At 62.2% G+C, this 24,834-nt stretch carries 13 protein-coding genes; 5 read left to right on the forward strand and 8 right to left on the reverse strand.

Features of this window, described 5'->3' with window-relative positions; translation table 11 throughout:
- Positions 1–88: 88 nt before the first annotated feature.
- The 3 genes from BBF94_RS00160 to BBF94_RS00170 form a co-directional block, all read right to left on the reverse strand.
- Positions 89–574, reverse strand: coding sequence for a GNAT family N-acetyltransferase (locus tag BBF94_RS00160; RefSeq protein ID WP_065257040.1), 486 nt, complete (start codon positions 572–574; stop codon positions 89–91).
- A 100-nt stretch (positions 575–674) separates the two neighbouring features.
- Positions 675–1,997 carry an ATP-binding protein gene (locus tag BBF94_RS00165; RefSeq protein WP_065257041.1) on the reverse strand — a complete coding sequence of 441 codons (1,323 nt, stop codon included), beginning with the start codon at positions 1,995–1,997 and terminating at the stop codon, positions 675–677.
- Positions 1,997–2,677, reverse strand: coding sequence for a response regulator (locus tag BBF94_RS00170; protein WP_065257042.1), 681 nt, complete (start codon positions 2,675–2,677; stop codon positions 1,997–1,999). The genes BBF94_RS00165 and BBF94_RS00170 overlap by 1 nt, the downstream gene beginning before the upstream one ends.
- Positions 2,678–2,979: 302 nt before the next feature.
- Here BBF94_RS00170 and BBF94_RS00175 point away from each other — a divergent pair, with 302 nt between their 5' ends.
- The 4 genes from BBF94_RS00175 to dsbG all read left to right on the forward strand — a co-directional run bounded on the left by BBF94_RS00175 (position 2,980) and on the right by dsbG (position 7,130).
- Positions 2,980–3,651, forward strand: a complete 672-nt coding sequence (locus BBF94_RS00175) for a hypothetical protein (protein ID WP_065257043.1) — start codon at positions 2,980–2,982, stop codon at positions 3,649–3,651.
- A 124-nt stretch (positions 3,652–3,775) separates the two neighbouring features.
- Positions 3,776–5,509 (forward strand): protein-disulfide reductase DsbD, encoded by a 1,734-nt coding sequence (gene dsbD, locus BBF94_RS00180; RefSeq protein WP_065257044.1) that lies wholly within the window; start codon positions 3,776–3,778, stop codon positions 5,507–5,509.
- Positions 5,509–6,384: a TlpA disulfide reductase family protein gene (locus BBF94_RS00185; protein WP_065257045.1), complete on the forward strand. Its 876-nt coding sequence runs from the start codon at positions 5,509–5,511 to the stop codon at positions 6,382–6,384. Before dsbD ends, BBF94_RS00185 begins: the two co-directional genes overlap by 1 nt.
- Positions 6,360–7,130 carry a thiol:disulfide interchange protein DsbG gene (gene dsbG / locus BBF94_RS00190; protein ID WP_065257046.1) on the forward strand — a complete coding sequence of 257 codons (771 nt, stop codon included), beginning with the start codon at positions 6,360–6,362 and terminating at the stop codon, positions 7,128–7,130. The genes BBF94_RS00185 and dsbG overlap by 25 nt, the downstream gene beginning before the upstream one ends.
- 31 nt (positions 7,131–7,161) lie before the next feature.
- On the opposite strand, the gene BBF94_RS00195 is transcribed toward dsbG, so the two are convergent.
- On the reverse strand, positions 7,162–7,974 hold the full coding sequence (locus tag BBF94_RS00195) for an alpha/beta fold hydrolase (protein WP_065257047.1): 813 nt from the start codon (positions 7,972–7,974) through the stop codon (positions 7,162–7,164).
- A gap of 159 nt (positions 7,975–8,133) precedes the next feature.
- Positions 8,134–21,135, reverse strand: a complete 13,002-nt coding sequence (locus BBF94_RS00200; protein WP_065257048.1) for a non-ribosomal peptide synthetase — start codon at positions 21,133–21,135, stop codon at positions 8,134–8,136.
- Positions 21,136–21,511: 376 nt separating this feature from the next.
- Here BBF94_RS00200 and BBF94_RS00205 point away from each other — a divergent pair, with 376 nt between their 5' ends.
- Positions 21,512–22,066: an RNA polymerase factor sigma-70 gene (locus BBF94_RS00205; RefSeq protein ID WP_065257049.1), complete on the forward strand. Its 555-nt coding sequence runs from the start codon at positions 21,512–21,514 to the stop codon at positions 22,064–22,066.
- A gap of 75 nt (positions 22,067–22,141) precedes the next feature.
- On the opposite strand, the gene BBF94_RS00210 is transcribed toward BBF94_RS00205, so the two are convergent.
- From BBF94_RS00210 to BBF94_RS00220, 3 genes are all read right to left on the reverse strand, one after another.
- Entirely contained in the window at positions 22,142–23,155 is a 1,014-nt protein-coding gene (locus BBF94_RS00210) for a GNAT family N-acetyltransferase (protein WP_065257050.1), read from the reverse strand.
- A gap of 88 nt (positions 23,156–23,243) precedes the next feature.
- Positions 23,244–24,041: a substrate-binding periplasmic protein gene (locus BBF94_RS00215; RefSeq protein WP_065257051.1), complete on the reverse strand. Its 798-nt coding sequence runs from the start codon at positions 24,039–24,041 to the stop codon at positions 23,244–23,246.
- A gap of 91 nt (positions 24,042–24,132) precedes the next feature.
- Entirely contained in the window at positions 24,133–24,756 is a 624-nt protein-coding gene (locus BBF94_RS00220; RefSeq protein ID WP_065257052.1) for a TetR/AcrR family transcriptional regulator, read from the reverse strand.
- Positions 24,757–24,834: the final 78 nt, after the last annotated feature.

The raw sequence follows: 24,834 nt of genomic DNA on the forward strand, positions 1-24,834 counted from the left end.
TGCGCGTTCCGGTCCCGGGGCGCACATGCAGGTTTCCTGTTCTGGAAACGCACCAGCGGGTCGAGGATTTACACCCTTGATCGAGTTCTCAAGCCGATAACCGCAGTGGTTTGTGCATCGGCAGGCTGCGCATGCCGTGGCGGATGAGCGGTGGTGCCGATTCGCGATAGCCCAGATGCCGATAAAAGGCCTCACCGGTGCGGGTGCTCCTGAGCATCGAGCAGTCTCGGCCCCGGGTCCGCAGCCAGCCTTCGAGATCCGCCATCAATGCACGGCCGGCGCCGCGACGAAACCACTCCGGCTGTACATGGCACAACATGACATCGCCATCGAGCGTGGCCATTCCGACGCCGACCGGTTTGTCCTGCAACAGTGCAATGTTCAGATAATGCTGCGGATCGGCGAGCCATGCGCTGATGCGGTCCGGCGATTGCCGACGGATCCAGCTGTCAACGAGGTGTGGATCGTTACGGTGATCGAGCGCGCAACCGACGCGGATCGAACGCTCGACGATGCGGCTGATGATGCCGGTATCGGCCGCAGTGGCCGGGCAAATGTAGATGGATGCATCCATGGCGCAGCTACCTCAATCCATTGAGTCAAAGGCTGGGGCGACAATAGCGGCGCGACCGGCGAATGACCAATGGAGAGAGGTTACATTTGATGTGCCGGGTTCAAGCCGGTTGCAGCGGCATGGTCAGCTCGACCCGCAAGCCATCCGGACGGCTGTCGAAGTGCAGCGTGCAGGCGCAGCGCTGGACAATCGCCTGCACAATCGCCAGCCCCAGCCCGCAACCGGTGCTCTGGCCGTTGCGCCAGAAGCGTTGGGTCAGGTGTTGCAGATCGTCCGGTGCAATGCCCGGCCCGTGATCGCGAACGACGAAACGCACACGGTTGCCGATGGTTTCCAGGCTCAGTTCCACGGCGCCTTCCGACGGGGTATGACGCAGCGCGTTATCCAGCAGGTTGCGCAGTGCGGCGATGGACAACACCGAGGGCATTTGCAGTGGCGCGCTGGACAGGTGCTCGGGCAGATGCAGCCTGATCCGCTGCCGCTCGCCGCTGGCAGAGTCCTGAATCGCCAGTCTTGCCACTTGTTCGGCGCTGCACTGCACGCCGTCATCGAACGACAGACTGCCCTCGACCCGGGCCAGCAACAGCAATTGCTCCAGAGTCCGATGCAGGCGGTCGGCCCCCTCCTCGGCCCGTGCCAGAGACTGATCGCGGGCACTGCCGTCGGTCATCCGCGCCACTTGCAGGTGGGTCTTGATCGCCGTCAGCGGGCTGCGCAGTTCATGAGCCGCATCCCCGGTCAGGCGTCGCTCGCGCTCGATGGTCTTGCCGATGCGCTGGAACAGCTGGTTCTGGGTCTCGAGCAGCGGTTTCAGTTCGCTGGGAAAAGACTGCAACTGCAATGGCTCAAGCGAGTCGGCATTACGCCTCATCAGCGCCTCGCGCAGGCGATTGAGCGGTGCCAGCCCCTGACCGATCCCCAGCCACAGCAGGCACAGGCAGCCGAGCAGCGCCACACCTACCGGCACCGATGCCGCCAGCAGGATCGACATGTTCAAGGCTTCACGCTCGATCACCCGGTCGGCGGTGGTGATGCGCACATCACCCCTGGCCAGAGTGAAAGTGCGCCACGGTGCGCCGTCGATCATCTGGTCGTGGAAGCCCATTTTCTGTGCCTCCAGTGCCTGTTCCGGGTTGTTGTGACTACGGGCGAGGATCTCGCCGCGCAACGAACTGACCTGACAGGCCATGCCGCCGGGAATGTTCAGTTGTTCGGCACTGAAATGCGTTCCGTCACCCTTGCTCGGGATGGCCGGCAATTGCTCCAGCAGCCCGGCGACCATCCGCGCCGACGCCACCAGTCGCTGATCGAGGGAAAACATCATCTGGTTGCGCAGGTCGCTGAGCATCCAGGCGGCCGCCAGGGCCCAGATCAGCGCGAACGCGGCGCCGAGGGTCAGGCTCAGGCGCAGGCGCAGACTCATCACTTGTCAGGTTCTCCACCATCCGCCGGCCCCAGGCGATAGCCCAGACCACGCACGGTTTCGACGATGCCTTTCCCGAGCTTGCTGCGCAGGTGATGGATATGCACGTTGAGGGCGTTGCTCTCCAGCTCATCGCTGAAGCCGTAGACGCTGTCCTTCAATTGCTCGGTGGACAACACCCGGCCACGGTTGTGCAGCAAGGCTTGCAGCAGGGACTGCTCGCGGCGGGACAGGTCAATCGAACGGCCCGCGAGGGTCGTTTCGCGGCTGCTCGGGTCGTAGGTCAGCGCACCATGCTCGATCAGGTTGACGCTACGCCCGGCCACCCGACGCAGCAAGGTTTGCAGACGGGCGAACAGTTCACGCAGGTCGAACGGCTTGAGCAGGTAATCGTCGGCGCCGGACTGCAGGCCGTCGACCCGGTCCGTGACCGAATCCCGCGCAGTCAGGATCAGCACAGGGATTTCCAGGCCCTGCTGACGCAATTGCTGCAACAGTTTGAGGCCGTCTTCGTCCGGCAGGCCAAGATCGAGCACCATTACATCGAACTCGGCGACCTTGAGGATCGCCCGCGCCTTGGAGGCCGTATTGACGTGCTCGACCGTCAGGCCCTGGGCCGTCAGCCCGGCGACTATGCCGCTGGCAATCAACTCATCGTCTTCGCATACCAGTACGTGCATGGGAGCTCCGTGAGAAAAAAGGCGATTCAAGCAACAGAGGATTAAGCGGCAATTATGGACACTGCCCGTGCCGAGGAAAAGCACGATCCCGAATCAAACGTCCACACACAATATTCTTTCAACATTGACCGCCGCATCGACAACTGAAAAACCAACAAAACAAGTTGAAACTTCCCCACCGATACAAACAGCAAACAACAAGATAATGCGCGGATGTTATTTATCGCTATAACCTTTCAGCGCAACACAAACAAAGGCAATCCGCCTCATGACCAAACAATGTTTATTAAAAGGAACATTCAATGTCCAAACTCAAGAACTTCGTCGCTATCGACTGGCGCTCCGGGCCGGACCGTATTTACTTCTTTCTCAAAAATAACGACATCTATTCCCGCTATGACAATGGCGATGAAAAAATATCTGATGATTATCCCCTGCCGATCAAGGGCAACTGGAAGGAATTCGACGCCCACGCCAGGCACCTGCGCTTCGGGTTCACCCAGACACAGGCGGGCGACAAGGATATTGCCTGGCTGTTCTTCTACAATGGCGATCGTCCATGGGTGTGTGCCTATGACCAGGACAAGGATAACGTCGATGCGTTTTACAATCTTTCCAACTCGCTCTGGACGCCGATCCTGCCTTACTTTGAAAGAATCATCGCCGGCACCTGGCTGGAAGCGCTCGGACACAAGTCCCTGTTTCGCTTTTTGTTGAATGATGGAACTTACCTGACATTCGACACTATCAAGCAACAAGTAAGGCACGACCCCACAGCGGTATTGTCCGGACTTGCACCTTATAAACATCGACTCATAACTGCCGCTCAAGTTGATCCAACTTTCAGCGACAACCTCTGGTACATCTTTCTGACCGATGACCAGTTCGTGATTTACAACATGCAAAAAGGCCGGGTCGAGGGAGGCGTGCACAATGTCAGCGGCAGATTCGCCGGGTTGACCCGGGGCCTCTGACTCCCCAAACCGTCTGCAATGCTGTAGCGTCGCGCAGGTTCGACGCATGGAGACGCCCGGTTAATCATCGGTTAATCGCTGCCGCCCATTGTGTTCACCACTTGCACAGGGACAAGGCTCCACCATGCGTCATATTTTTCTACTGTTTGCACTGTTGATTTCGGGTCTGGCCCAGGCAGGGAACGATCCTTTTGCGACAAAACCGGAGTTCCTCCCGGTCGACAAGGCCTTCGTGCTGACGTCGGAACGACTGGACTCCGGTGAAACCCAACTGTTCTGGCAGATCACAGACGGCTACTACCTGTATCAGAAACGCCTGAAATTCGATGGACTGGCGGCGCAAAACGTTCCGGCGCTGCCTGAAGGCGAATCCCACAGCGACGAATACTTCGGCGAGCAACCGGTTTACCGCCAGGGCCTCGAGCTGAAAATCCCGGCGGCGGCCAAAGGCCAGATCAAAGTCAGTTATCAAGGCTGCGCCGACGCGGGCCTGTGCTATCCACCACAGACCCGCGTGATCGATCTCGGTGGCCAAGCGGCCGCTGCGGCGACGGAGCAGGCGCAGGATCAAGCGCTGGCCAGCGGCCTGCAGCAGCATTCGCTGGGCTGGAGTCTGCTGGTGTTCTTCGGTCTCGGTCTGCTGCTGGCCTTTGCACCCTGTTCCTTGCCGATGCTGCCGATTCTGGCCGGCATGGTGGTTGGCAGTGGTGCGACGCCACGTCGTGGTTTCGCACTGGCCAGCAGTTATGTGATTTGCATGGCGCTGGTGTATGCGGCGATGGGTGTCATCGCGGCCCTGTTGGGAGCGAACCTTCAGGCCTGGTTGCAGAATCCGTGGCTGCTCGGGGCGTTCGCGGCGGTGTTCGTGATTCTGGCACTGCCGATGTTCGGCTTCTTTGAACTGCAACTGCCGGTCGCCGTGCGTGATCGACTGGAGCACGCCTCACGCAGCCGCAGCGGCGGCAGTCTGGTCGGCGCGGGTGTACTGGGAGCCTTGTCCGGCCTGCTCGTCGGCCCATGCATGACCGCACCGCTGGCCGGCGCCTTGCTCTACATCGCACAAAGCGGCAATGCGTTGCACGGTGGCCTGATTCTGTTTGCCCTCGGCATCGGCATCGGCGTCCCGCTGCTGGTACTGGTGACCGTCGGCAATCGCTTCCTGCCGAAACCCGGCGCTTGGATGAACCTGCTCAAAGGCGTGTTCGGTTTCCTGTTCCTCGCCACCGCAGTGCTGATGCTGCGCCCGGTGCTGGACCCGTCGTTGTGGCTCGCACTGTGCGGCGCGCTGCTGCTGATAGCGGCCTACAGCGCGTGGAAACAGTCCGAAGGCTTTGGCCGGGTCGCCCAGTTGTTCGGTGCCGGCTCGCTGTTGCTGGGGCTATGGGGCAGTTTGCTGATGGTGGGTGCCGCGGGCGGCAGCGATGATCCGTTTCAACCGTTAAAGGTTTACAGCGCCGGACGCACCGGCACGGCTGCACCGAACGGTCATGAAGCGTTCATCACGATCAAGGATCCAGCGACCCTGCAACGCGAACTCGACACCGCCAGGGCTCAGGGCCAATGGGTGCTGCTCGATTACTACGCCGACTGGTGCACGTCGTGCAAAGTCATGGAGAAAAAGGTGTTTGGTCAGGCGCGGGTGATGCAGGCCCTGAACGATGTGCGCTTGCTGCGCCTGGACGTCACCGCCGACAACGCCGCCAGCCGTGAACTGCTCGCTCGCTACAAAGTGCCGGGGCCACCGAGTTTTGTATGGATCGGTACCGACGGTGAAGAACGCCGCAGCCAGCGCATCACCGGCGAGGTCGATGCCGATACGTTCCTGCAACACTGGATCACCACCAGAGACGCCCGTTAATGCTGACCTTCACCCTCGGTACCTTTGCCATTGCGCTTAATCACCTGCTGCTGATCAGCGCCCTGGCGCTGGCCACATTCGTCGGCTGGCGGGTGGCCAAGCGTGGTGGCGATAATCCCGAGTCAGCCCTGTTCAGCCTGTTCCTGCTGGGCATGCTCGCGGCGCGCATCGCCTTCGTCGCCCTGTACTGGGGGCACTATCGCAACGATCCGTGGCAGATCATCGATCTGCGCGACGGCGGCTTTCTCGCCTGGCCGGGGGTGATCGTGCTGTTGCTGGCCGCGCTGTATCGCGGCTGGCGCCGACCGGGTCTGCGCCGTCCGCTTGGGTTCGGCGTGGCCAGCGGCGTGGCCTTCTGGTTGCTGGCTACCTTGTCGCTGAGCATTTACGAGCAAGGTACGCGCCTGCCGGACATCACGTTGCGCAACGCCGCCGGGGAAACCGTGAAACTCGCCGACTATCAGGGCGGGCCGCTGGTGATCAATCTGTGGGCCACCTGGTGCCCGCCCTGCCGCCGGGAAATGCCGGTGCTGGAAAACGCCCAGCAGCAACGCCCGGACCTGACGTTCCTGTTCGTCAATCAGGCCGAGAGCATGCAAAGCGTCGCCACTTTTCTCGAAACCCAGGGCCTGAGCCTGAACAACGTGCTGTTCGACCGCAGCGGTCATCTGGGTCAGGCCGTGGGTTCCATGGCATTGCCGACTACGCTGTTCTATAGCCCGGACGGCCAGTTGCTGGCCAGTCACCTGGGCGAGTTGTCGAATGCCAGCCTGGCTCGCGCCCTGGAAAACTTCGACGTCCCCGATCCGAACACGAACGCCGTACCGGCCACCTCTGCAAGGAAACTGCCATGCCCCGCCTCCGCCACCTGCTGACGCTGTCTCTGGGCGCCGCCCTGTTGCACTTGCCGTCGGTGCAGGCTGCTGAAGAACTGCCTGACGCGATCAAGAAGATCGAAGCCAAGGGCGCAAAAATCGTCGGCCAGTTCGACGCGCCCGACGGCCTGCGCGGTTACGCTGCGCAATACCAGAACCGTGGCATGGCCCTGTACCTGACGCCGGACGGCAAGCATGTGCTGTTGGGCAACCTGTACGACGCCGACGGCAATGACCTGAGCAGCGCGCCGCTGCAAAAACTGGTGTACGCGCCGATGGCCAAGGAAGTCTGGGCCAGGTTCGAAGCGAGCAACTGGATTCAGGACGGCCAAAAGGATGCACCGCGCACGGTGTACCTGTTCAGCGACCCGAACTGCCAGTACTGCAACATGTTCTGGGAGCAGGCCCGCCCCTGGGTCAAGGCCGGAAAGGTGCAGTTGCGGCACATCATGGTCGGCATCATCCGCGAAGACAGTCCGGGCAAATCGGCTGCGCTGCTGGCGGCCAAGGACCCGGCCAAGGCCCTGGACGATCACGAGAAGGCCGGCAAGACCAGCACGCTCAAGGCCCTGAAGGATATTCCGGCCACCGTGCAGACCAAACTTGCAGCGAACATGCAGTTGATGGAAGACCTGGAACTGCAGGCCACCCCGGCGATCTTCTACATGGATGACAAGGGTGAACTGCAACAACAGCAAGGCGCACCGACGCCGGACAAGCTGGTGAAGATTCTGGGGCCGAAATAAACAACGCCCACGCGATGCGTGGGCGTTTTCGTTACTTCAAGTCAGCCAGAAATTTCAGCAGCGTGTCGGTCACGAACGGCGGATTCTCCAGATTGGAGATATGCCCCGCCTCCGGCACCAGCACACATGGGCAGCCGATCAGCCCGGCCATTTCCTGTGCTTCCGACGGTGGACGGGGTTTGTCCTGATCACCGCAAACCACCAGAGTCCTCGACGCATTCAGCTCCCCCAGTCGTGGCAAAAGATCGTCGCGGCCAAAGGTGATGCGCCCCATCGGCACGATGCTTTGACGCAGACGTTCAGCAGAGTAAGCCGCGAGTTTCGCGCGAAAGTCCTGATACAGCGCCGAATCCCGGTCGATACCCGGACGGAAGAAGATCGGCACCACGATGTCCAGCAATTGCTCGGAGATTGCGCCGCTTTCCTCGATCTGTTTGAACAGCGAAAAATAATACTGACGGGTCGGCTCCGGCTCGACGCCAACGTAGGTGTCCATCAGCACCAGACCGTTGAGCCGCTGCGGCGCCGACAGTGCCAGGCGCACGCCCCACATACCGCCGACCGACAGGCCGACCAGCGTCACCCGGTCGATGTCCAGATGATCGAGCAAGGCCAGCGCCTGCCGGGCGATGTCGTCCAGTGATGTGGTGTGTTCAGGCAAGCGCCCGGATTCACCGTGGCCCCACAGGTCCAGCGCAATCACCCGATAGTGCGGTGACAACGCGGCGATCTGCGGCGCCCACATGGCCTGGTCCCACAGGTAGCTGCCGGCCAGCAACACCGCCGGCCCCGTGCCTTGATCAATGTAGTGAAGCGCCTGTCCGTCAACCGTGAAAAAAGGCATCGATAACCTCCGAGGCAAAGAAACTGGAGCCCGCAGACTGAGCGGGTCGGCCCTGGCAGTCAATGATATGAAAGGATTACAGAGCCCGACCTGCGACAACAGCTACAGAGACAGACAGGTTCTCCGTTGCCGTCTTCGCAAGGCGGGATCTGCGGGGTTTTACAACCCCTCCAGCTCCGCCATCAGATCATTCAGCCGATCCACCTTCTCCTCGGTGATGTCACTGGCCGCCAGCCCTTCAATGTACCCGGCCAGTTCCTCCACCGTGCTGCACTCGAACATCGCTCGCAGCGGCACGTCCCGTTGCAGGGCTTTCTGCACCCGCGAGGCGATCTGCGTGGCGAGCAGCGAGTGGCCGCCAAGTTCGAAGAAGTTGTCCCGCACGCCGACCTTCTCGATCTTCAACACCTCGGCCCATATATCAGCCAGGGTCTGCTCCAGTTCGCTGCGCGGCGCCAGGTAATCCTGGCTCTGCAGCTGGCCGATTTCCAGCGCCGGCAGGGCCTTGCGGTCGAGTTTGCCGTTGGCGTTGAGCGGCAGCCGGTCGAGCCACAACCAGTGCAACGGCACCATGTATTCCGGCAGTTCGGCGCGCAGGCGCTGCTTGATTCGTTCCAGGCGCTCAGTCTGATTCAGTGCGCAATCAGCGGCGACCAGGTAGCCGACCAGATGCTTGCCGTTGACGCCTTCCTGCACGCCGACAGCGCCGTCGCGGACTTCCGGTTGCTCATGCAGACGCGCCTCGATTTCACCCAGTTCGATCCGGTAACCGCGAATTTTCACCTGATGGTCGACCCGACCGACGTACTCCAGCACGCCGTCACTGCGCCGGCGCGCCAGGTCGCCGGTGCGATACAGACGCTCGCCCGGCGCACCGAACGGGTTCGGCACGAATACCGGTGCGGTGCGCAGCGGATCACTGACGTAACCACGACCGACACCGGTGCCCGCCACACACAGCTCACCCACTGCACCCAACGGCACCAGATCCAGCGCGCCGTCGAGCAGGTACAGCAAATTATTGTCGGTGGGTGTACCGATCGGCAGGTAACTGCCGCGAGTCGACGCCATGTCGACGCGGAAGAACGCCACGTCGTCCGAGCATTCCGCCGGGCCGTAGGCGTTGACCAGCCCGATCTCCGGATACCGCAGCAGCCACTGGTGCGCCAGCTCCGGCGGCATGGCCTCACCGGTCGGCAACATCCAGCGCAGGCCATCGAGGCTCAGGCGATCCGAAGCCAGCATGCCCTGAATCAGCGACGGCACACTTTCCAGCACGGTGATGCCCTGTTGCTGCACATGCACCAGCAAACCTTGCGGATCATGGGCGATGGTGTTCGGCACGATATCCACCCGCGCTCCGAACAACGGCGCTGCGAGGAACTGCCAGACCGAAATGTCGAAGCTTTGCGAAGCGGTCTGGGCGATCACGTCGGCGTCGCTCAGGTTCAGATACGGCACCTTGCTCAACTGGTTGTTGAGCATGCCGCGCTGCTCGACCATCACGCCTTTGGGCAACCCGGTGGAGCCCGAGGTGTAGATCACGTAGGCCAGGTTATCCGGGCCGCTGAAGATGCCCGGATTCGCCGACGACACCGCGTCCGCCTGAACGTCTTCCCACACCAGCAGGCGTGGGCGGTTGGCGCAGCTGAACTCATCCAGCAAGGTCGTCGCCTGTTCACGGCAGGCTTCGCTGCACACCAACACCGGCGTGCGACTGAGCTCGATGATGCGTTGCAGGCGCTGACTCGGCAGGCCCGGATCCAGCGGCAGGTAACCGGCGCCGGCCTTGAAGCTGCCGATGATCATGCCCAGCAGATCCAGATTGCGCTCGCTCAACAGCGCCACCGGTTGATCCATCTGCACCCCGGTCGCGACCAGTGCATGGCCGAGACGGTTGGCGTTCCGGTTCAACTGCTCGTAACTCAATTGCTGATCGAGACAACTGGCGGCGACGCGTTGCGGATGTTGCGCCACCTGCGCTTCGAACAGTTCGACGTAGCTCTGCTCCAGCGGATAGTCGTGCTCACTCTGATTGCAACCGTGGAGCAGGAAGTCCTGTTCCGCCTGGCCCAGCAGCGGCAGATCGGCCATGTCGCCATGGAAACCGTCCACCAGCGCCAGCAACAGACGCTTGAACTCACCGAGCATGCGCTCGATGGTCGACTCGTCGAAGTAGCGTTGGTCGTAGGACAGATGCAGGCCGAGGTCATCGCCCGGATAGCAAACCGCTGTCAGCGGGAAGTTGGTGTGGGTACGGCCCGAGTCCGAGGTCGCATTGAGACTCTGCGCCCGGTCCAGCACCGAGACTTCCACCGGGGCGTTCTCGAACACGAACAGGCTGTCGAACAGCGGCTGGCCTTTCGGCAGTTCGCTCTGTTCCTGGATGTTCACCAACGGCAGGTATTCGTACTCGCGCAGCTGCATGTTGCTGTCGAGCAGAGCGCTCAGCCACTGACGCACGCTGGTGCGCTGATCGTCCGCCGGGATCTGCACCCGCAGCGCGATGCTGTTGATGAACAGGCCGACGGTGCGTTGCATCTGCGGCATTTCCACCGGGCGCCCGGCCACGGTCACGCCGAACAACACGTCGCGATCACCGCTCAGGCGTCGCAGCACCAGCGCCCACGCCGCCTGGGCGAAGGTGTTGATGGTCAGTTGATGGGCCTGGGCCAGTTCGCGCAGACGGACACCGTCCTCGACATTCAATCGGGTGTAGCGGTCGCCGACGATCATGCCGCCGCTTTCGCCGGCGTGTTCACGCAGGAACGGGCGGTCGCTCGGGATCGGTGTGGTGCGCTCGAACCCTTGCAGGTTCTGCCGCCACCACTCGCGCGCCTCAACCAGGCTCTGGCGTTGCAGCCAGCCGATGTAATCGCGGTAACGCGGCGGCACGGCTAATTGCGCTTCGCGCCCTTCGCCCAGAGCGGTGTAGATCTCGAAGAAGTCATTCATCAGCAACGAGCGGCACCAGGCATCGATCAGGATGTGGTGGTTGCTCATCATGAACCAGTAACGGGCCGCGCCGACCTTGATCAGGCGCAGGTGGAACGGTGCCTGATTGAGCAGATCGAACCCGGCCTCGCGCTCGGCCTTGAGCAGTGCTTGCAGCTTCGGCTCCTGCTCGGCTTCGGCGATGGCGCTCCAGTCCAGGTAATCGACCGGCGTGCGACCCGGCGTATGAATCACTTGCAGCATGTCTTCGCCGACGTTCCAGCAGAACGATGCACGCAGCGCTTCATGACGGGCGACCACAGCCTGCCAGGCCTGGGCGAAACGCTCGGGATCGAGTTCGCTGTTGATGCGGTAGCGATCCTGCATGTAGTACAGACCGGTGCCCGGTTCGAGCAAGGTGTGCAGCAGCATGCCTTCCTGCATCGGCGTCAGCGGGTACACGTCTTCGATGTGCGCCGCCGGCACCGGCAGTGCGTCGAGCTGCGCCTGGGTCAGTTTCGCCAGCGGGAAGTCCGAAGGCGTCAGGCCACCGGCCTCGTCCTGCAGGCAATGTTCGATCAGGCTCTGCAACTCGCCGACGTAGGCATCGGCCAGCTCGTTGATGGTCTGCGCGTCGTAGCGTTCGGCGCTGAAGGTCCAGCGCAGAATCAACTCACCGCCGTACACCTGACTGTCGACGCTCAGCTCGTTCGGCAGCGGTGCCTGTGGATCGTGGGCCGCACCGACCGACTCATCCAGCGGACGGAACAGCGCGTCGCTGCCGAAGCTCTGGTCGAACTGGCCGAGGTAGTTGAAGGTGATCGGCGCATTCGGCAATGCCGCCATGCTCTGACGGCTGGCGTCATCGGCCAGATATCGCAGCACACCGTAGCCGAGGCCTTTGTGCGGAACCGCACGCAGTTGCTCCTTGATGGCCTTGATCGAAGCGCCCTGCCCGGCGGCTTCTTCGATGTTGTGCGGGGTCAGGCGCAACGGATAAGCACTGGTGAACCAGCCGACGGTACGGGTCAGGTCGATCTCGTCGAACAGGGTTTCGCGACCGTGGCCTTCCAGTTGAATCAACGCCGACGACTGGCCGCTCCAGCGGCACAGCACGCGGGCCAGCGCAGTCAGCAACAGGTCGTTGACCTGCGTGCGGTAGGCGCTCGGGGCCTGTTGCAGCAGTTGTTTGGTTTTTTCTGCATCCAGACGCACGCTGACGGTTTGCGCGTGACGATTCTCGCGACCACCCTCAGGGCGTTCGCATGGCAAATCGGCATTCGGGCCGGCCAGTTGCGCCTGCCACCAGTTCAGTTCTTCACGCAGGGATTCGCTGCCGGCGTAAGCCTGCAAGCGCGCCGCCCAGTCCTTGAAGGCGCTGGTTTTCGCCGGCAGCGCCACCGACTGACCGGCATCGAGCTGGCGATACACGGTTTGCAGGTCGTCGAGCAGAACGCGCCACGACACGCCGTCCACCACCAGGTGATGAATCGCGATGAACAACCGTTGCTGAGCGTCCGGCCCATCCACCAGCACTGCACGTAGCAGCGGGCCCTGGGCAAGGTCGAGACTGCACTGGGCATCGGCGAACAGTGCGGCGCATTTGTCCATCGACGGCACGCGCACTTGCCAAAGCACCGCTGCATCGGTCACCGGTTGATGGGTCGCTTGCCATGCATCTTTGACCTCGGTGAAGCGCAGACGCAGGGCGTCATGCTGCTCGATCACCGCCAGCAATGCTTGCTCCAGACGATGCGGTTCCAGCGGCGCAGCAGGTTCAAGCAGCAACGCCTGGTTCCAGTGCTGACGCTGGGGAATCTCGGTGTCAAAGAACCAGTGCTGGATCGGCGTCAGACGCGATTCACCGGTCACCAGACCTTGTTCGGCGGTCACGGTTTCTGTACGACTGGCGACAGCGGCCAACGTCTGCACTGTCTGATGCTGGAACAAATCACGGGGGCTGAAATGAATGCCCTGCTGCCGGGCGCGGCTGACCACTTGAATCGACAGGATCGAGTCGCCGCCCAGTTCGAAGAAGTTGTCGTTGAGACCGACCTGCCCGACGTTGAGCACTTCGCACCAGATCTGCGCCAGGGTCTGCTCCAGCTCGTTGCTCGGCGCCACGTAATCCTGACGGTTCAGCTCCGGGTCCGGTGCCGGCAACGCGCGGCGGTCGAGCTTGCCGTTGGCGGTCAGCGGCATGCTCGCCAGCAGGATCAGATGGGTCGGCACCATGTAGTCCGGCAATTGCGTCTTGAGATACGCCTTGAGGGCTTCACGCAGTCCGGCTTGCTCGGCTTCGCTTCGCTCGGCGATATCGGTCACCAGGTAGCCGACCAGTTGTTTGCCGCTCGGCGCATCCAGCGCCAGCACCACCGCTTCGCGGATCGAGTCGTGATCGAGCAGGCGGGTTTCGATTTCGCCCAGTTCGATCCGGAAACCACGGATCTTCACCTGATGGTCGATCCGCCCCAGGTATTCCACCAGACCGTCGGCACGCTGGCGCACCAGATCGCCGGTGCGGTACATGCGCCCGCCATCGGCGGCAAACGGGTCGGCAACGAAACGTTCGGCGGTGATGCCCGCACGCTCGTGATACCCCTGGGCCAGGCCGGCGCCGCCGACGAACAACTCACCGGTCGCGCCTTGTGGCACCAGCGCCAGATCGGCATCAAGAATGTAGGCCTGGCGATCACCGATCACGCTGCCGATCGGCACGCTGCCGGCGCCCTCTTCCAGCACCTCGGGCGCCAGACTGGCCAGCGGCATGACCACGGTTTCGGTCGGGCCGTAGGCGTTGAAGAACAGACTCGGTTTGAACGCTGCGCGAATCCGTTGCAGGTGTTCGCCGGTCAGCGCTTCGCCACCGGTGATGATCATGCGCACCGGCAGGATGTCGTTTTGCGTGGCGAGGAACTGCGCCAACTGGCTGCCGTAGCTCGGGGTGAAACCGAGAACATTGATGCGATGTTCGCGGATCAGGCCGCAGATCTCTTGCGCGTCCCACTGCCCTTGCGCACGCAGCACCACTTGCGCGCCGCTGAGCAACGGCACCAGCAGACGTTCGGTGGCGGCGTCGAAGTTGATCGAATAGAAGTGCAGTTCGCAATCGTCCGGGCGCATGCCGAAACGCTCGATCACGGCCTGACAGTGCATGGCGATTTCACCGTGGGACACCACCACACCTTTCGGCTTGCCGGTGGAACCCGAGGTGTAGATCAGGTACGCCTGATGTTGGGGCAAGCTGATGAACGGCAGCTCGCTGGCCGGGTAATCGGCCAGCGCCGCGCTGTCGTCTTCCAGGCACCAGCGCGCCACGTCCGACGGCAGTTCGCCGAGGGCCTTGAACATCGCCCGATCGCTGAGCAGCAGGCCGACGCGGCTGTCTTCGATCATGTAATGCAAGCGGTCGAGCGGGTATTCCGGGTCCAGCGGCACATAGGCGCCGCCGGCCTTGAGGATCGCCAGCAGACCGACGACCATTTCCAGTGAACGTTCCAGCGCCAGACCAACCCGTACTTGCGGGCCGACACCGCGCTCGCGCAGAGCCCAGGCCAGACGATTGGCGCGGGCGTCGAGTTCGGCGTAGCTCAGAGTCTGGCCGGCGAAGGTCAGGGCCGGTGCGTCTTTGCGCGCCAGTGCCTGCTCGGCGAACAGGTGATGGATGCATTGATCGAGACGACGCTCGCCCGGCTCGACGCCGAGGCTGTCGAGCAATTGCTGTTGCTCTGGAGCGTCGAGCAGCGGCAGTTCGCTGAGGCGTTGCTGTGGATCGGCGATCAATGCTTCCAGCAGGTTGCGCCAGTGCCGGGCCATACGTGCGATGGTCGGCTCATCGAACAGATCGGTGCTGTACGTCAGGCAGCACCCGAGGCGATGGTCGAGGTCGGTGACTTCCAGATTGAGGTCGAACTTGGTCGCCCGCGCATCGTTGACCAGATACTCGACGGTCATCCCGGCGAGCGTGCGGCTTTGCTGGAACTCCCAGCGCTGCACGTTGCACATCACCTGGAACAGCGGGTTGTAGGCCGCGCTGCGCGGTGGCTGCAGCGCTTCAACCAGATGATCAAACGGCAAGTCCTGATGGGACTGGCCTTCGATCACGGTGTGGCGCACTTGCTCGAACAGTTCGCCCACCGACATCTGGCCGTCAAGCTGACAACGCAGCACCTGAGTGTTGAGGAACGCCCCGATCAGCCCTTCACTTTCCGGACGGATGCGGTTGGCCACCGGCGCGCCAATACGCAGATCGGTCTGGCCGCTGTAGCGATAGAGCAAGGTCGCGAGCGCAGCGGTCATGGTCATGAACAGGGTCAGACCGTTCTGCGCGTTGAACGCCCGGACCCGCGCGGCAAGGTCGTCACTCAGGTCGAAGCGGAACAGCTCGCCCCGATGGCTTTGCACCGGCGGACGCGGGCGGTCGCCCGGCAGTTCCAGCAGTGGATGTTCACGACCCAGTTGGGTGGTCCAGTAGTCGAGCTGACGTTGACGCTCGCCGGACTCCAGCCAATCGCGCTGCCACACGCTGTAATCGAGGTACTGCACCGGCAGCGGCTCCAGCGGCGAATCGCGGTCATCGATAAACGCTTCGTACAACGCGCTGAGTTCCCGCGCGAAAATGTCCATCGCCCAGCCTTCGGTGACGATGTGGTGCAGGGTCAGAACGAAGTAATGCTCCTTTTCCGCCGTCTTGACCAGGCAGGCGCGCAGCAGCGGGCCGGTTTCCAGATCGAACGGCAGGTGCGCTTCGTCGTCGGCCAGTTGCCGGATTTTCTGCTCGCGTACCTCGGCGGCGAATTTCGAAAAATCTTTCCAGTCCATGCGCACGCCGGTCTGCGCATGCACCTGCTGACGGGCCACGCCATCGACACTCGGGAACGTGGTGCGCAGGGTTTCGTGACGCAGGATCAAGGCTTGCAGCGCCGACTCGAAACGCCCGACATCCAGCATGCCACGCAGGCGCGCCATGCCGCCGACGTTGTATGCGGGGCTGTCCGGCTCCATCTGCCAGAGGAACCACATGCGCTGCTGGGAATAGGACAGCGGCACCGGTTGGCTGCGGTCGACCTTGTCGATCGGCGGCTGCTTGTTGGTGCGACCGCTGGCCTGGATCTGACAGATCTGTTCGGCGAAATCACCCAGTTCGCTGTGTTCGAACAAGGCACGCAACGGCAGCTCGACGTCGCAGGCCTGACGGGTGCGGGAAATGATTTGCGTGGCCAGCAGCGAGTGACCGCCGAGGGCGAAGAAGTCGTCGCGCAGGCCGACCTGTTTCAAACCCAGCACCTCACGCCAGATGGCGGCGATCAGTTGTTCCAGTTCAGTGACCGGCTCGACGTGTTCGCGCACCTGCCATTGCGGCTCGGGCAAGGCACGGCGGTCGAGTTTGCCGCTCGGGCTAAGCGGCATTGCGTCCAGGCGCATCAGTTGCGCCGGGAGCATGTATTCCGGCAGTTCGGCAGCCAGTGCGGTTCTCAGGCGAGCGGTTTGCGCGTCCTGATCTTCGCTGGCATCTGTTGCAGTGAAGTAGCCGATCAGTTGCGGGCCGGCGACGGTTTCGCGCACCAGCACGGCGGCCTGAGCCACACCATCCTGAGCCAGCAGACGGGCTTCGATCTCTTGCGGCTCGACGCGGAAGCCGCGCAGTTTGACCTGCTGATCGAGGCGGCCGAGGTATTCGATCACGCCATCGTTCGTCCAGCGTGCACGGTCACCGGTGCGATACAGACGCGCGCCCTGCTCGCCCAGCGGATCGACCACGAAACGTTCGGCGGTCAGACCCGGGCGACCGAGGTAACCACGAGCCAGGCCGATGCCGCTGATGCACAGTTCACCCGGCACACCGGCCGGCACCGGATTCAGCTCACTGTCGAGCACGCGGCAGACCACGTTGCCCAGCGGACGGCCAATCGGTGAACACTCGCCATCGGCCACGCTGCAATGCCAGTGGGTGACGTTGATCGCGGTTTCGGTCGGGCCGTAGCGGTTATGCAGTTGCACCGCCGGCAGCTGCGTCAGCACGCGGTTGCGCAGTTCCGCCGGCAGCGCTTCCCCGCCAGAGAACACGCGACGCAAGCTGGTGCATTCGGCACTCAGGGGCTCGTCGATGAACAGCGCAAGCAGCGGCGGCACGAAGTGCAGCGTGGTCACGCCGTACTGCTGAACCAGCTGTGCGATGCGATGCGGATCGCGGTGTTCACCGGGGCCGGCGATCAACAGGCGCGCACCGGTGATCAACGGCCAGAAGCACTCCCACACCGACACGTCGAAACTGATCGGCGCCTTTTGCATCAGCACGTCGGTGTCGTTCAGGCGATAGGTGTTCTGCATCCATTGCAGACGTTCGGCCAGCGCCGCATGAGTGTTGCCGACGCCTTTCGGCTGGCCGGTGGAACCGGAGGTGTAAATCACGTAGGCGAGGTTATCGCCGTGCAGGTGTAGACCCGGCGCCTGGCTGGGCCAGTTTTCCAGGTGCAGGGTGTCCATGGCGATCACGCTGACGCCTTCGCTGGCCGGCAAGCGGTCAAGCAATGCGGTCTGGGTCAGCAGCAGTTCGACGCCACTGTCGCCGAGCATGTAGGCCAGACGCTCGGCCGGGTAATCCGGGTCGAGCGGCACGTAGGCACCGCCGGCCTTGATGATTGCCAGCAGGCCGATCAGCAGTTGCGGTGAACGTTCGGCGGCGATGGCCACGCACACGTCCGGGCCGACGCCCTTGTCACGCAGGTAATGGGCCAGACGGTTGGCCTGATCATGCAGTTCAGCGAAATCTAGGCTGCCGCCATCCCATACCAGTGCGGTGCGATCAGGCGTCTGCCGCGCTTGTTCATTCAGCAGCTCCGGCAAACACTGTTGCGCCGGGGTGCACGGGGCGATGCTCCACGCACTTTGCTGAGTGTGCTCGGTGGCGGTCAGCAGCGGCAGGTCACCGATGGCCTGTTCCGGGCGTTCGCAGACAGCGCGCAGCAGGTTGCTGAAATGCTCGGCCAGCCGCTCGATGGTCGCGGCGTCGAACAATTCGTCGGCGTAGTCGAAGGACAGCGTCAGGCGACCGTTGCGGTCTTCTTCACTGTGCAGTTGCAGATCGAACTTGGCCTCGCGGCTATGCCACGGCAACTCTTCGGCAAGCAGGCCCGGCAGGCGCTTGAGCGCACTCAAGTCGCGTTGCTGATGGTTGAACAGGACCTGGAACAAGCCTTGCTCGCGGGCCTGCGGGAAGGCTTCGAGCAGTTGTTCGAACGGCAGGTCCTGATTGGCCTGGGCACCGAGCGCAGCCTGACGGGTTTGCGCCAGCAGTTCGGTGAATGGCAGACGCGAATCGACGTCGGCGCGCAGTACCTGAGTGTTGATGAAGAAACCGATCAGGCCTTGGGTCTCCAGACGCGGACGGTTGGCGTTGGGCACACCGATGCGGATGTCACGCTGGCCGCTGTAGCGATGCAGCAGACTCTGGAACGCCGAGAGCAGCAGCATGAACGGCGTGGATTGGTAGGCCTGGGCAGTCTGGCGAATGGCGTCGCTGAGGCTGATCCCCAGGCGAACGCTGTGGCGTGCGGCACTGTGCTTTTGCTTGGCCGAGCGTGGATGGTCGGTCGCCAGTTCCAGGGGCGGATGCTCGTCACCCAATTGCGCTTTCCAGTACGCCAGTTGCCGCTCGCCCTCGCCTTGCACCAGCCACTGACGCTGCCAGCTGCCGTAGTCCGCGTACTGGGTCGGCAACGGCGCCAGTTCCGCGCGCTGACCTTGGGAAGCGGCGGCGTACAGGCGCGAGAACTCGTCGATCAATACGTTCAGCGACCAGCCGTCAGCGATGATGTGGTGCATCGTCACCAGCAACTGGTGATCTTCGTCGTCGAGGCGAACCAGCGTCACCCACAGCAGCGGACCGTTCTCCAGATCGAACCGGGTGCGCGCTTCGTCTTCGCGGATCTGTTGCGCACGGGCTTCACGCTCGCTGGCCGGCAGGTCGCTGATGTCGATCAATTGCAAATTGAACTCGCCTGCGGCTTCGACCTGTTGCAGGGCCACGCCATCGCGTTCGAAGAAATGCGTGCGCAGGGACTCGTGGCGTTCGATCAGTTGCTGGAAACTGGCGCGCAGTGCGTCTTCATCCAGTTCGCCGCGCAGGCGCAGGGCGCCGGGAATGTTGTAGGCGCTGCTCTGCGGGTCGAGTTGCCAGGTGATCCACAAGCGGTTTTGCGCCAGGGATTGTGCCAGTGCTTCAGTGCGCGACAGTGCGCTGATTTCGACCTGTACGCAGCCGCCGTCCTGTTGCTGCTGCGCCACGGCGGCGGCGAACGCGGACAGGGTCGGCGCTTCGAACAGCAGGCGCAGATTCAGCTCCAGGCTCAGTTCTTCGCGCACCCTGGCGATCACTTGCGCGGCGGCGATCGAGTTGCCGCCGAGCAGGAAGAAGTGATCGTCGGCGTTGACCAGTTTGACGTTGAGTTGCTCGGCCCAGATTCTGCCAATCAACACTTCCAGTTCGGAGGCGGACGCGGTCGAGTCATGCGCGTTTTCAGCCGTGGTCGACGGAAACACCGCGTAGCTGTCGAGGCTGCCATCAGCCAGACGATTGCGGCAGGCCGAACGTTGCAGCTTGCCGCTGGAAGTCTTCGGCAATGCGCCCGGATTGAGCAGAACCACCACACTCGGCGCTTCCTGATACGCCTCGGCCACGGCCTGGCGGATCGCCTTGATCAGCGCTTCGGGCGGAAGGATTTTCTGCACGCTACGGCTGATTTCCGCCGCGATGCCGATGCCTTCTTCACCGTTCTGATTAACTGCGAACGCCGCGACGCGGCCCTTGCGCACCACCTCGACTTCGTTCTCGACCGTTTTCTCGATGTCCTGCGGATAGAGGTTGTGACCGCGCACGATCAGCATGTCTTTCAGGCGACCGGTGATGAACAGTTCACCGTCGCGAATGAAGCCCAGGTCACCGGTGCGCAGCCAGGTCTGGCCGGAATGCTGGACGAAGGTTTTGGCCGTCGCCTCAGGGTTGCGCCAGTAGCCGTGGGCGATGCTCGGGCCGGCGGCCCAGACTTCACCGACGGCGTTGTCGGTCAGTTGTTCAAGCGTGCCCGGCTCGACGATCAGCACCGCATGCTCCGGCTGGCTGATGCCGCAGCTCATGATCGGGCTGCCCTCGCCCGGCTCAGCGCGGTTTTGTGCCAAAGCCTGATCGTTCACGCGCAACGCAGGAATGCCGGTGCCGCGCGGCGTGCCGGCGACGAACAGGGTCGCTTCGGCCAGACCGTAAGACGCCATGAAACTGCTTTCGCTGAAACCGCACACGGTGAACTTCTCGGCGAAGCGCTCGAGGGTGTCGAGACGGATCGGCTCGGAACCCGAATAGGCGACACGCCAGCGACTCAGATCGAGACGCTCCAGCGCGGATTCGCTGACACGTTCGCTACACAGACGATAGGCGAAGTCCGGGCCGCCGCTGATGGTGCCGCCGTACTGACTGATCGCTTCGAGCCAGCGCAACGGCCGGCCTAGGAAGTAAGCGGGTGACATCAGGATGCACGGCACGCCGCTGAAGATCGGCTGCAGCAGACCGCCGATCAGGCCCATGTCGTGGTAAAGCGGCAACCAGCTGACGATCACGTCTTCCGGGTTCACGTCGATGCCGAAACCGTGACGGATCAGCCGTTCATTGGCCACCAGATTGCCATGGCTGACCTGCACGCCTTTGGGCAGCGCAGTCGAACCGGAGGTGTATTGCAGGAAGGCGATGTGGTCTTGCGGCAAGGTCGGTTCGACCCAGCGTTCGGCCAGCGCAGCATCGAGAGTATCGACACACAACAGCGGCGGCGCGCTTTCGATCTGCTGCAAGGCGTCGCGCAGGTCGGCGCTGGTCAGCAACAGCCGCGGTTCGGCGTCGGCAATGATCGACAGCAGCCGCTCCTGATGGTGACGCTTGGCCGACTCCGGCGGATAGGCCGGCACCGCGATCACGCCCGCGTACAGGCAACCGAAGAATGCCGCGACGTAATCCGGACCACTGGGAAACAGCAGCACGGCGCGGTCACCGAAACCGGCCTCGGCCTGCAAGGCAGCGGCGATGGTGCGGGCACGCTGATCGAGTTCGCGATAACTGAGCACCACAGCCTGCTCCTCGGTTTCGGCGAGAAAGCGCAGGGCCAGCCGGTCCGGTGTCAGGGCCGCACGGCGCTGTAGGGCTTGGACCAGGGTGCTGGGGAGTTCGAACGCGTCGGTCATGAGGTTTCCTGCCTGAATTCGGCTTGCTGGTGGATCGGTTGGCTGCGGCATGCCCGTGCAAGGCATGCGGGACACGGTCTTCGCCGACCGTGCAAGGCATTGGAATGCGGTAGGTCCGGGGCTGCGCACCCGGAACCATTCACCAATGAGAACGGATGACGTCTTGAAATAATTAGTCGGCAGGCTGGATAGCCAACGGGGCTTGGCGAATGGGCGCATGCGGCGGCGTGTCGCAGTTCACGGAACGCACCGTCATGGATCATTACTTCTCTTTCTCAATTGACAATCATTATCATTCAACATAATTTGTCGCTCGATGTGTAGGACGCCCCCTCCCCCAGCGTCCCACTAACCTATTGGCAGCAAGGTGATTTCCATGACGGAACAAGTATCCACAAGCAGGTGCGATTCACCGCTACTTCAGGCATTCGTCGACAATCGACTGATTCTGGTCAAGATTGCAGCCCGCATTACCGGCTGTCGGTCACGCGCCGAAGATGTGGTGCAGGATGCGTTCTTCCGGCTGCAATCGGCGCCACCGATCACGTCGTCGATCAAGGCTCAGCTGAGTTATCTGTTCCAGATCGTGCGCAATCTGGCCATCGATCACTACCGCAAACAGGCGCTGGAGCAGAAATATGCCGGCCCCGAGGAGGAAGGGTTGAACGTGGTCATTCAAGGTGCCTCGCCGGAAACCTCGCACATCAACTTCTCGACCCTGGAACACATTGCCGATGCACTGACCGAGCTGCCGGTCCGCACGCGTTACGCCTTCGAGATGTATCGCCTGCACGGCGTACCGCAAAAGGATATCGCCAAGGAACTCGGCGTTTCGCCGACCCTGGTCAACTTCATGATTCGCGATGCGCTGGTGCATTGCCGCAAGGTTTCGGGCAGCCGTGCAGAAGCCATGACCGCCAACCGCCGCTGACGCCACACCATTCCAAAAAAAAAAAGATCGCAGCCTTCATTGAAGGGCTGCGATCTTTTTTGTTTCAGCCGGGCATCACGCCAGCTTGCAGCGATCGAAAAACCGCTCGCGCCCCAGGATCATCAGCGCCGCGCGCTTGTGCGGAAAGTCGAATTCCTTTTCACAGTGGAAACACTGGTTGTGCATGTGGCCGATCATCTTCGCGTTGTCGGCACGCGGCTCGGCGACGACGCGCTGGGTGCGCGGATCATCCAGAAACAGGTAATGCACCAGCGCCGACAGCCAGCTCGCCACTTTGTGCGGGCCGCGATGATCTTCCTCTCCGACCAGCATGTGAATGCCTCGGTCGTAGTTATCGGCGTCGTAGAACGGCGCGATGCGATCTTCCTTGGCCCAGTAGGCTTCGAAATAGGCAAACGGCTGATCATCGAAACAGCCGATCAGGGTCAGGGTGTGCGGATCGGCCTCGAGTTTGCTCAAGTATTCGCGGTGCTGTTCGAGACTGCCCTCTTCCTGCCAGAAACGGGCGACTCGCGGACTGTTCTGCCAGCGGTTGAAACGCGCAAGATCGTGTTCGATCTCAACCGTACGCAGAGAAATCCACGCGCCAAGTCTCGCATCGAAACGTCGATAGACTTCACCGCGCGGCTTCATCGGTCGTAGCGGATGGCGCTTGCCGTTGCTGATGACCATCTGCTGCGGATAGCTGCCGGTCAACGAGGCGCCCAGCCACGGTTGCGGCAATTGCCAGAACAGCGTGCGCTCGCAGCGATACTCACCCGCCACGTCAGTGCCCACCAGCAAACCGCTGAGCAGGGCTTCGGTCGGTGTCTGATCCAGTTGCCAGATCAATTGCTGACACGCCGGATCCCGGGCAAACAGCCAATAACACGCGGCCCACAGCGCCTGACCCGGTGGCAATGCATAGCGTTCATCGATCTGGATCGGCCCATGGCCTTCGCGATCGAGGCGCAGGCGAATCAGCGGTTGCCCGTCCAGGCTCAGGCTCAGACGGCATTCAGTGGCATCGGCTATCAACTGACTGCCCGGGGGCAAGGCCAGGGCAGTCAGGTCATTCAGATTGGACATGGGGCGGGCTCACGATAATCGTCGACAGTTCAACGATGGGACGTGAGCCGGGCCGCCAAATTTAGTCCGCCGGGCAAAAAACCGGGCGTCAGTGATGAGGAACCGGCACCACGGCAATCCGGTACGGCTCGAAGATCTTCAGCATCTGGCCGTTGTCGCGCAAACCCTGCAGCAATTTGCCGAACGCCTCGCCGGTGATCGGCGCTTTCGGGCTGAGAATGGCGTAGTGGTGGTAGATCTGGTCGATGCGCTGCGACACCAGCAACTCATCACGCACCTTTTCGTTGCGCAGCAGGTAATCGAACAGATATGAACGGGTCACCAACGCAATGTCTGCACGACCGCGCAGCACCATCAACAGATTGCTGTCGTGGGAGTAGGTCAGCGTGGCGTTCCAGGTATCGGCAAGGTATTTGGGATCGGCATTGAAGCTGGCGAACTCGTAGTGATAACCACTGTAAAGCGCCAGGCGTTTGCCCTTGAGATCGGCGAAGTAATTCTGCTGGCGACCGGGTTTGTTCTGCGCAACGAAAATTTCCGCGTCTTCCAGACCCATGTCGACAGTAACGTGGGGAATGTCTTTCCAGCCCCAGTCCGGATTTTCAAAGATCGCCATGTCGGTGCGGCCATCCTTGAAATCACCGAACCTTCGCGGAATCGAAGTGGGTACCAGCTCGAAACGGTAGTCGCTCTGCAAGCTGTTCAACGCCGCCACCAGCTCCGGCAACAGACCGGTGTCCGCGCCGTTTTCCGGGCGAATGGTGTACGGCGGAAAATGCGCAGCGCCGACCCGAACCACTTGTTCTGCCTCTGCGGGCAATACCCATAACGTAGCCAGCGCTACGAGCATCAGCCCGGCGGCCGTCCGAATTGGCAAAGACTTCAAAACACCCCACTCCCCGAAAAAGTACCGATCATTGCATTCAAGCTAGGCGGTTTCGCCCAGTTAGCCAGTTTCCCGGGCCGATAGAAAGCGATTAGCGTTCCTCAAGCACCAGAATCAACGCCTCTTCGGCCAGTTGATCGAGGCTCAGACTGCCACCGGCCCGGAACCAGGTGGTGGTCCAGGACAGCGCGCCTGTGAGAAAACGTCGGGTAATGAATACGTCGCCACGGATGAATCCCGCTTCCTTGGCCTCGCCCAGCACTTGCAGCCAGATATCCTCGTAGATGTCCCGCAGCGCCAGCACCTGGGTCTGGCCTTCTTCGGACAGCGAGCGCCATTCATACACCAGCACCGCCATCGCTTCGCCGCTGCCCCCCATGATCGACTGCAATTCGCAACGAATCAGCGCCAGCACCCGCTCACGTACACTGGTCGCTTCGGCCAGGGCCGCCCGCATCAGCGCCGTGTTGTAGCGGATGGTTTCTTCCATCACTGCCCGCAGGATTTCATCCTTGCTCTTGAAGTGATGAAAAATGCTGCCCGACTGAATGCCCACGGCACCGGCCAGGTCGCGCACGGTGGTGCGTTCGTAGCCCTTGTTGCGAAACAGGTGGGCCGCCACTTGCAGCAGTTTGCCGCGGGCGCTGTCCGGGTCGGTCAACCGGCCTTCGTCGACCAGTTCGCGCATGACCTTCAGGGCTTTTTGCTCGTCCACCCGTTCTCTCCTACAGTCGTTCAGTCAGCTGCTGCCCTGAAATCGCAGGGTCGCGCGGGCAATTTAAGCCGCCGACCG

This window comes from Pseudomonas bananamidigenes, assembly GCF_001679645.1.
Lineage (GTDB): Bacteria > Pseudomonadota > Gammaproteobacteria > Pseudomonadales > Pseudomonadaceae > Aquipseudomonas > Aquipseudomonas bananamidigenes.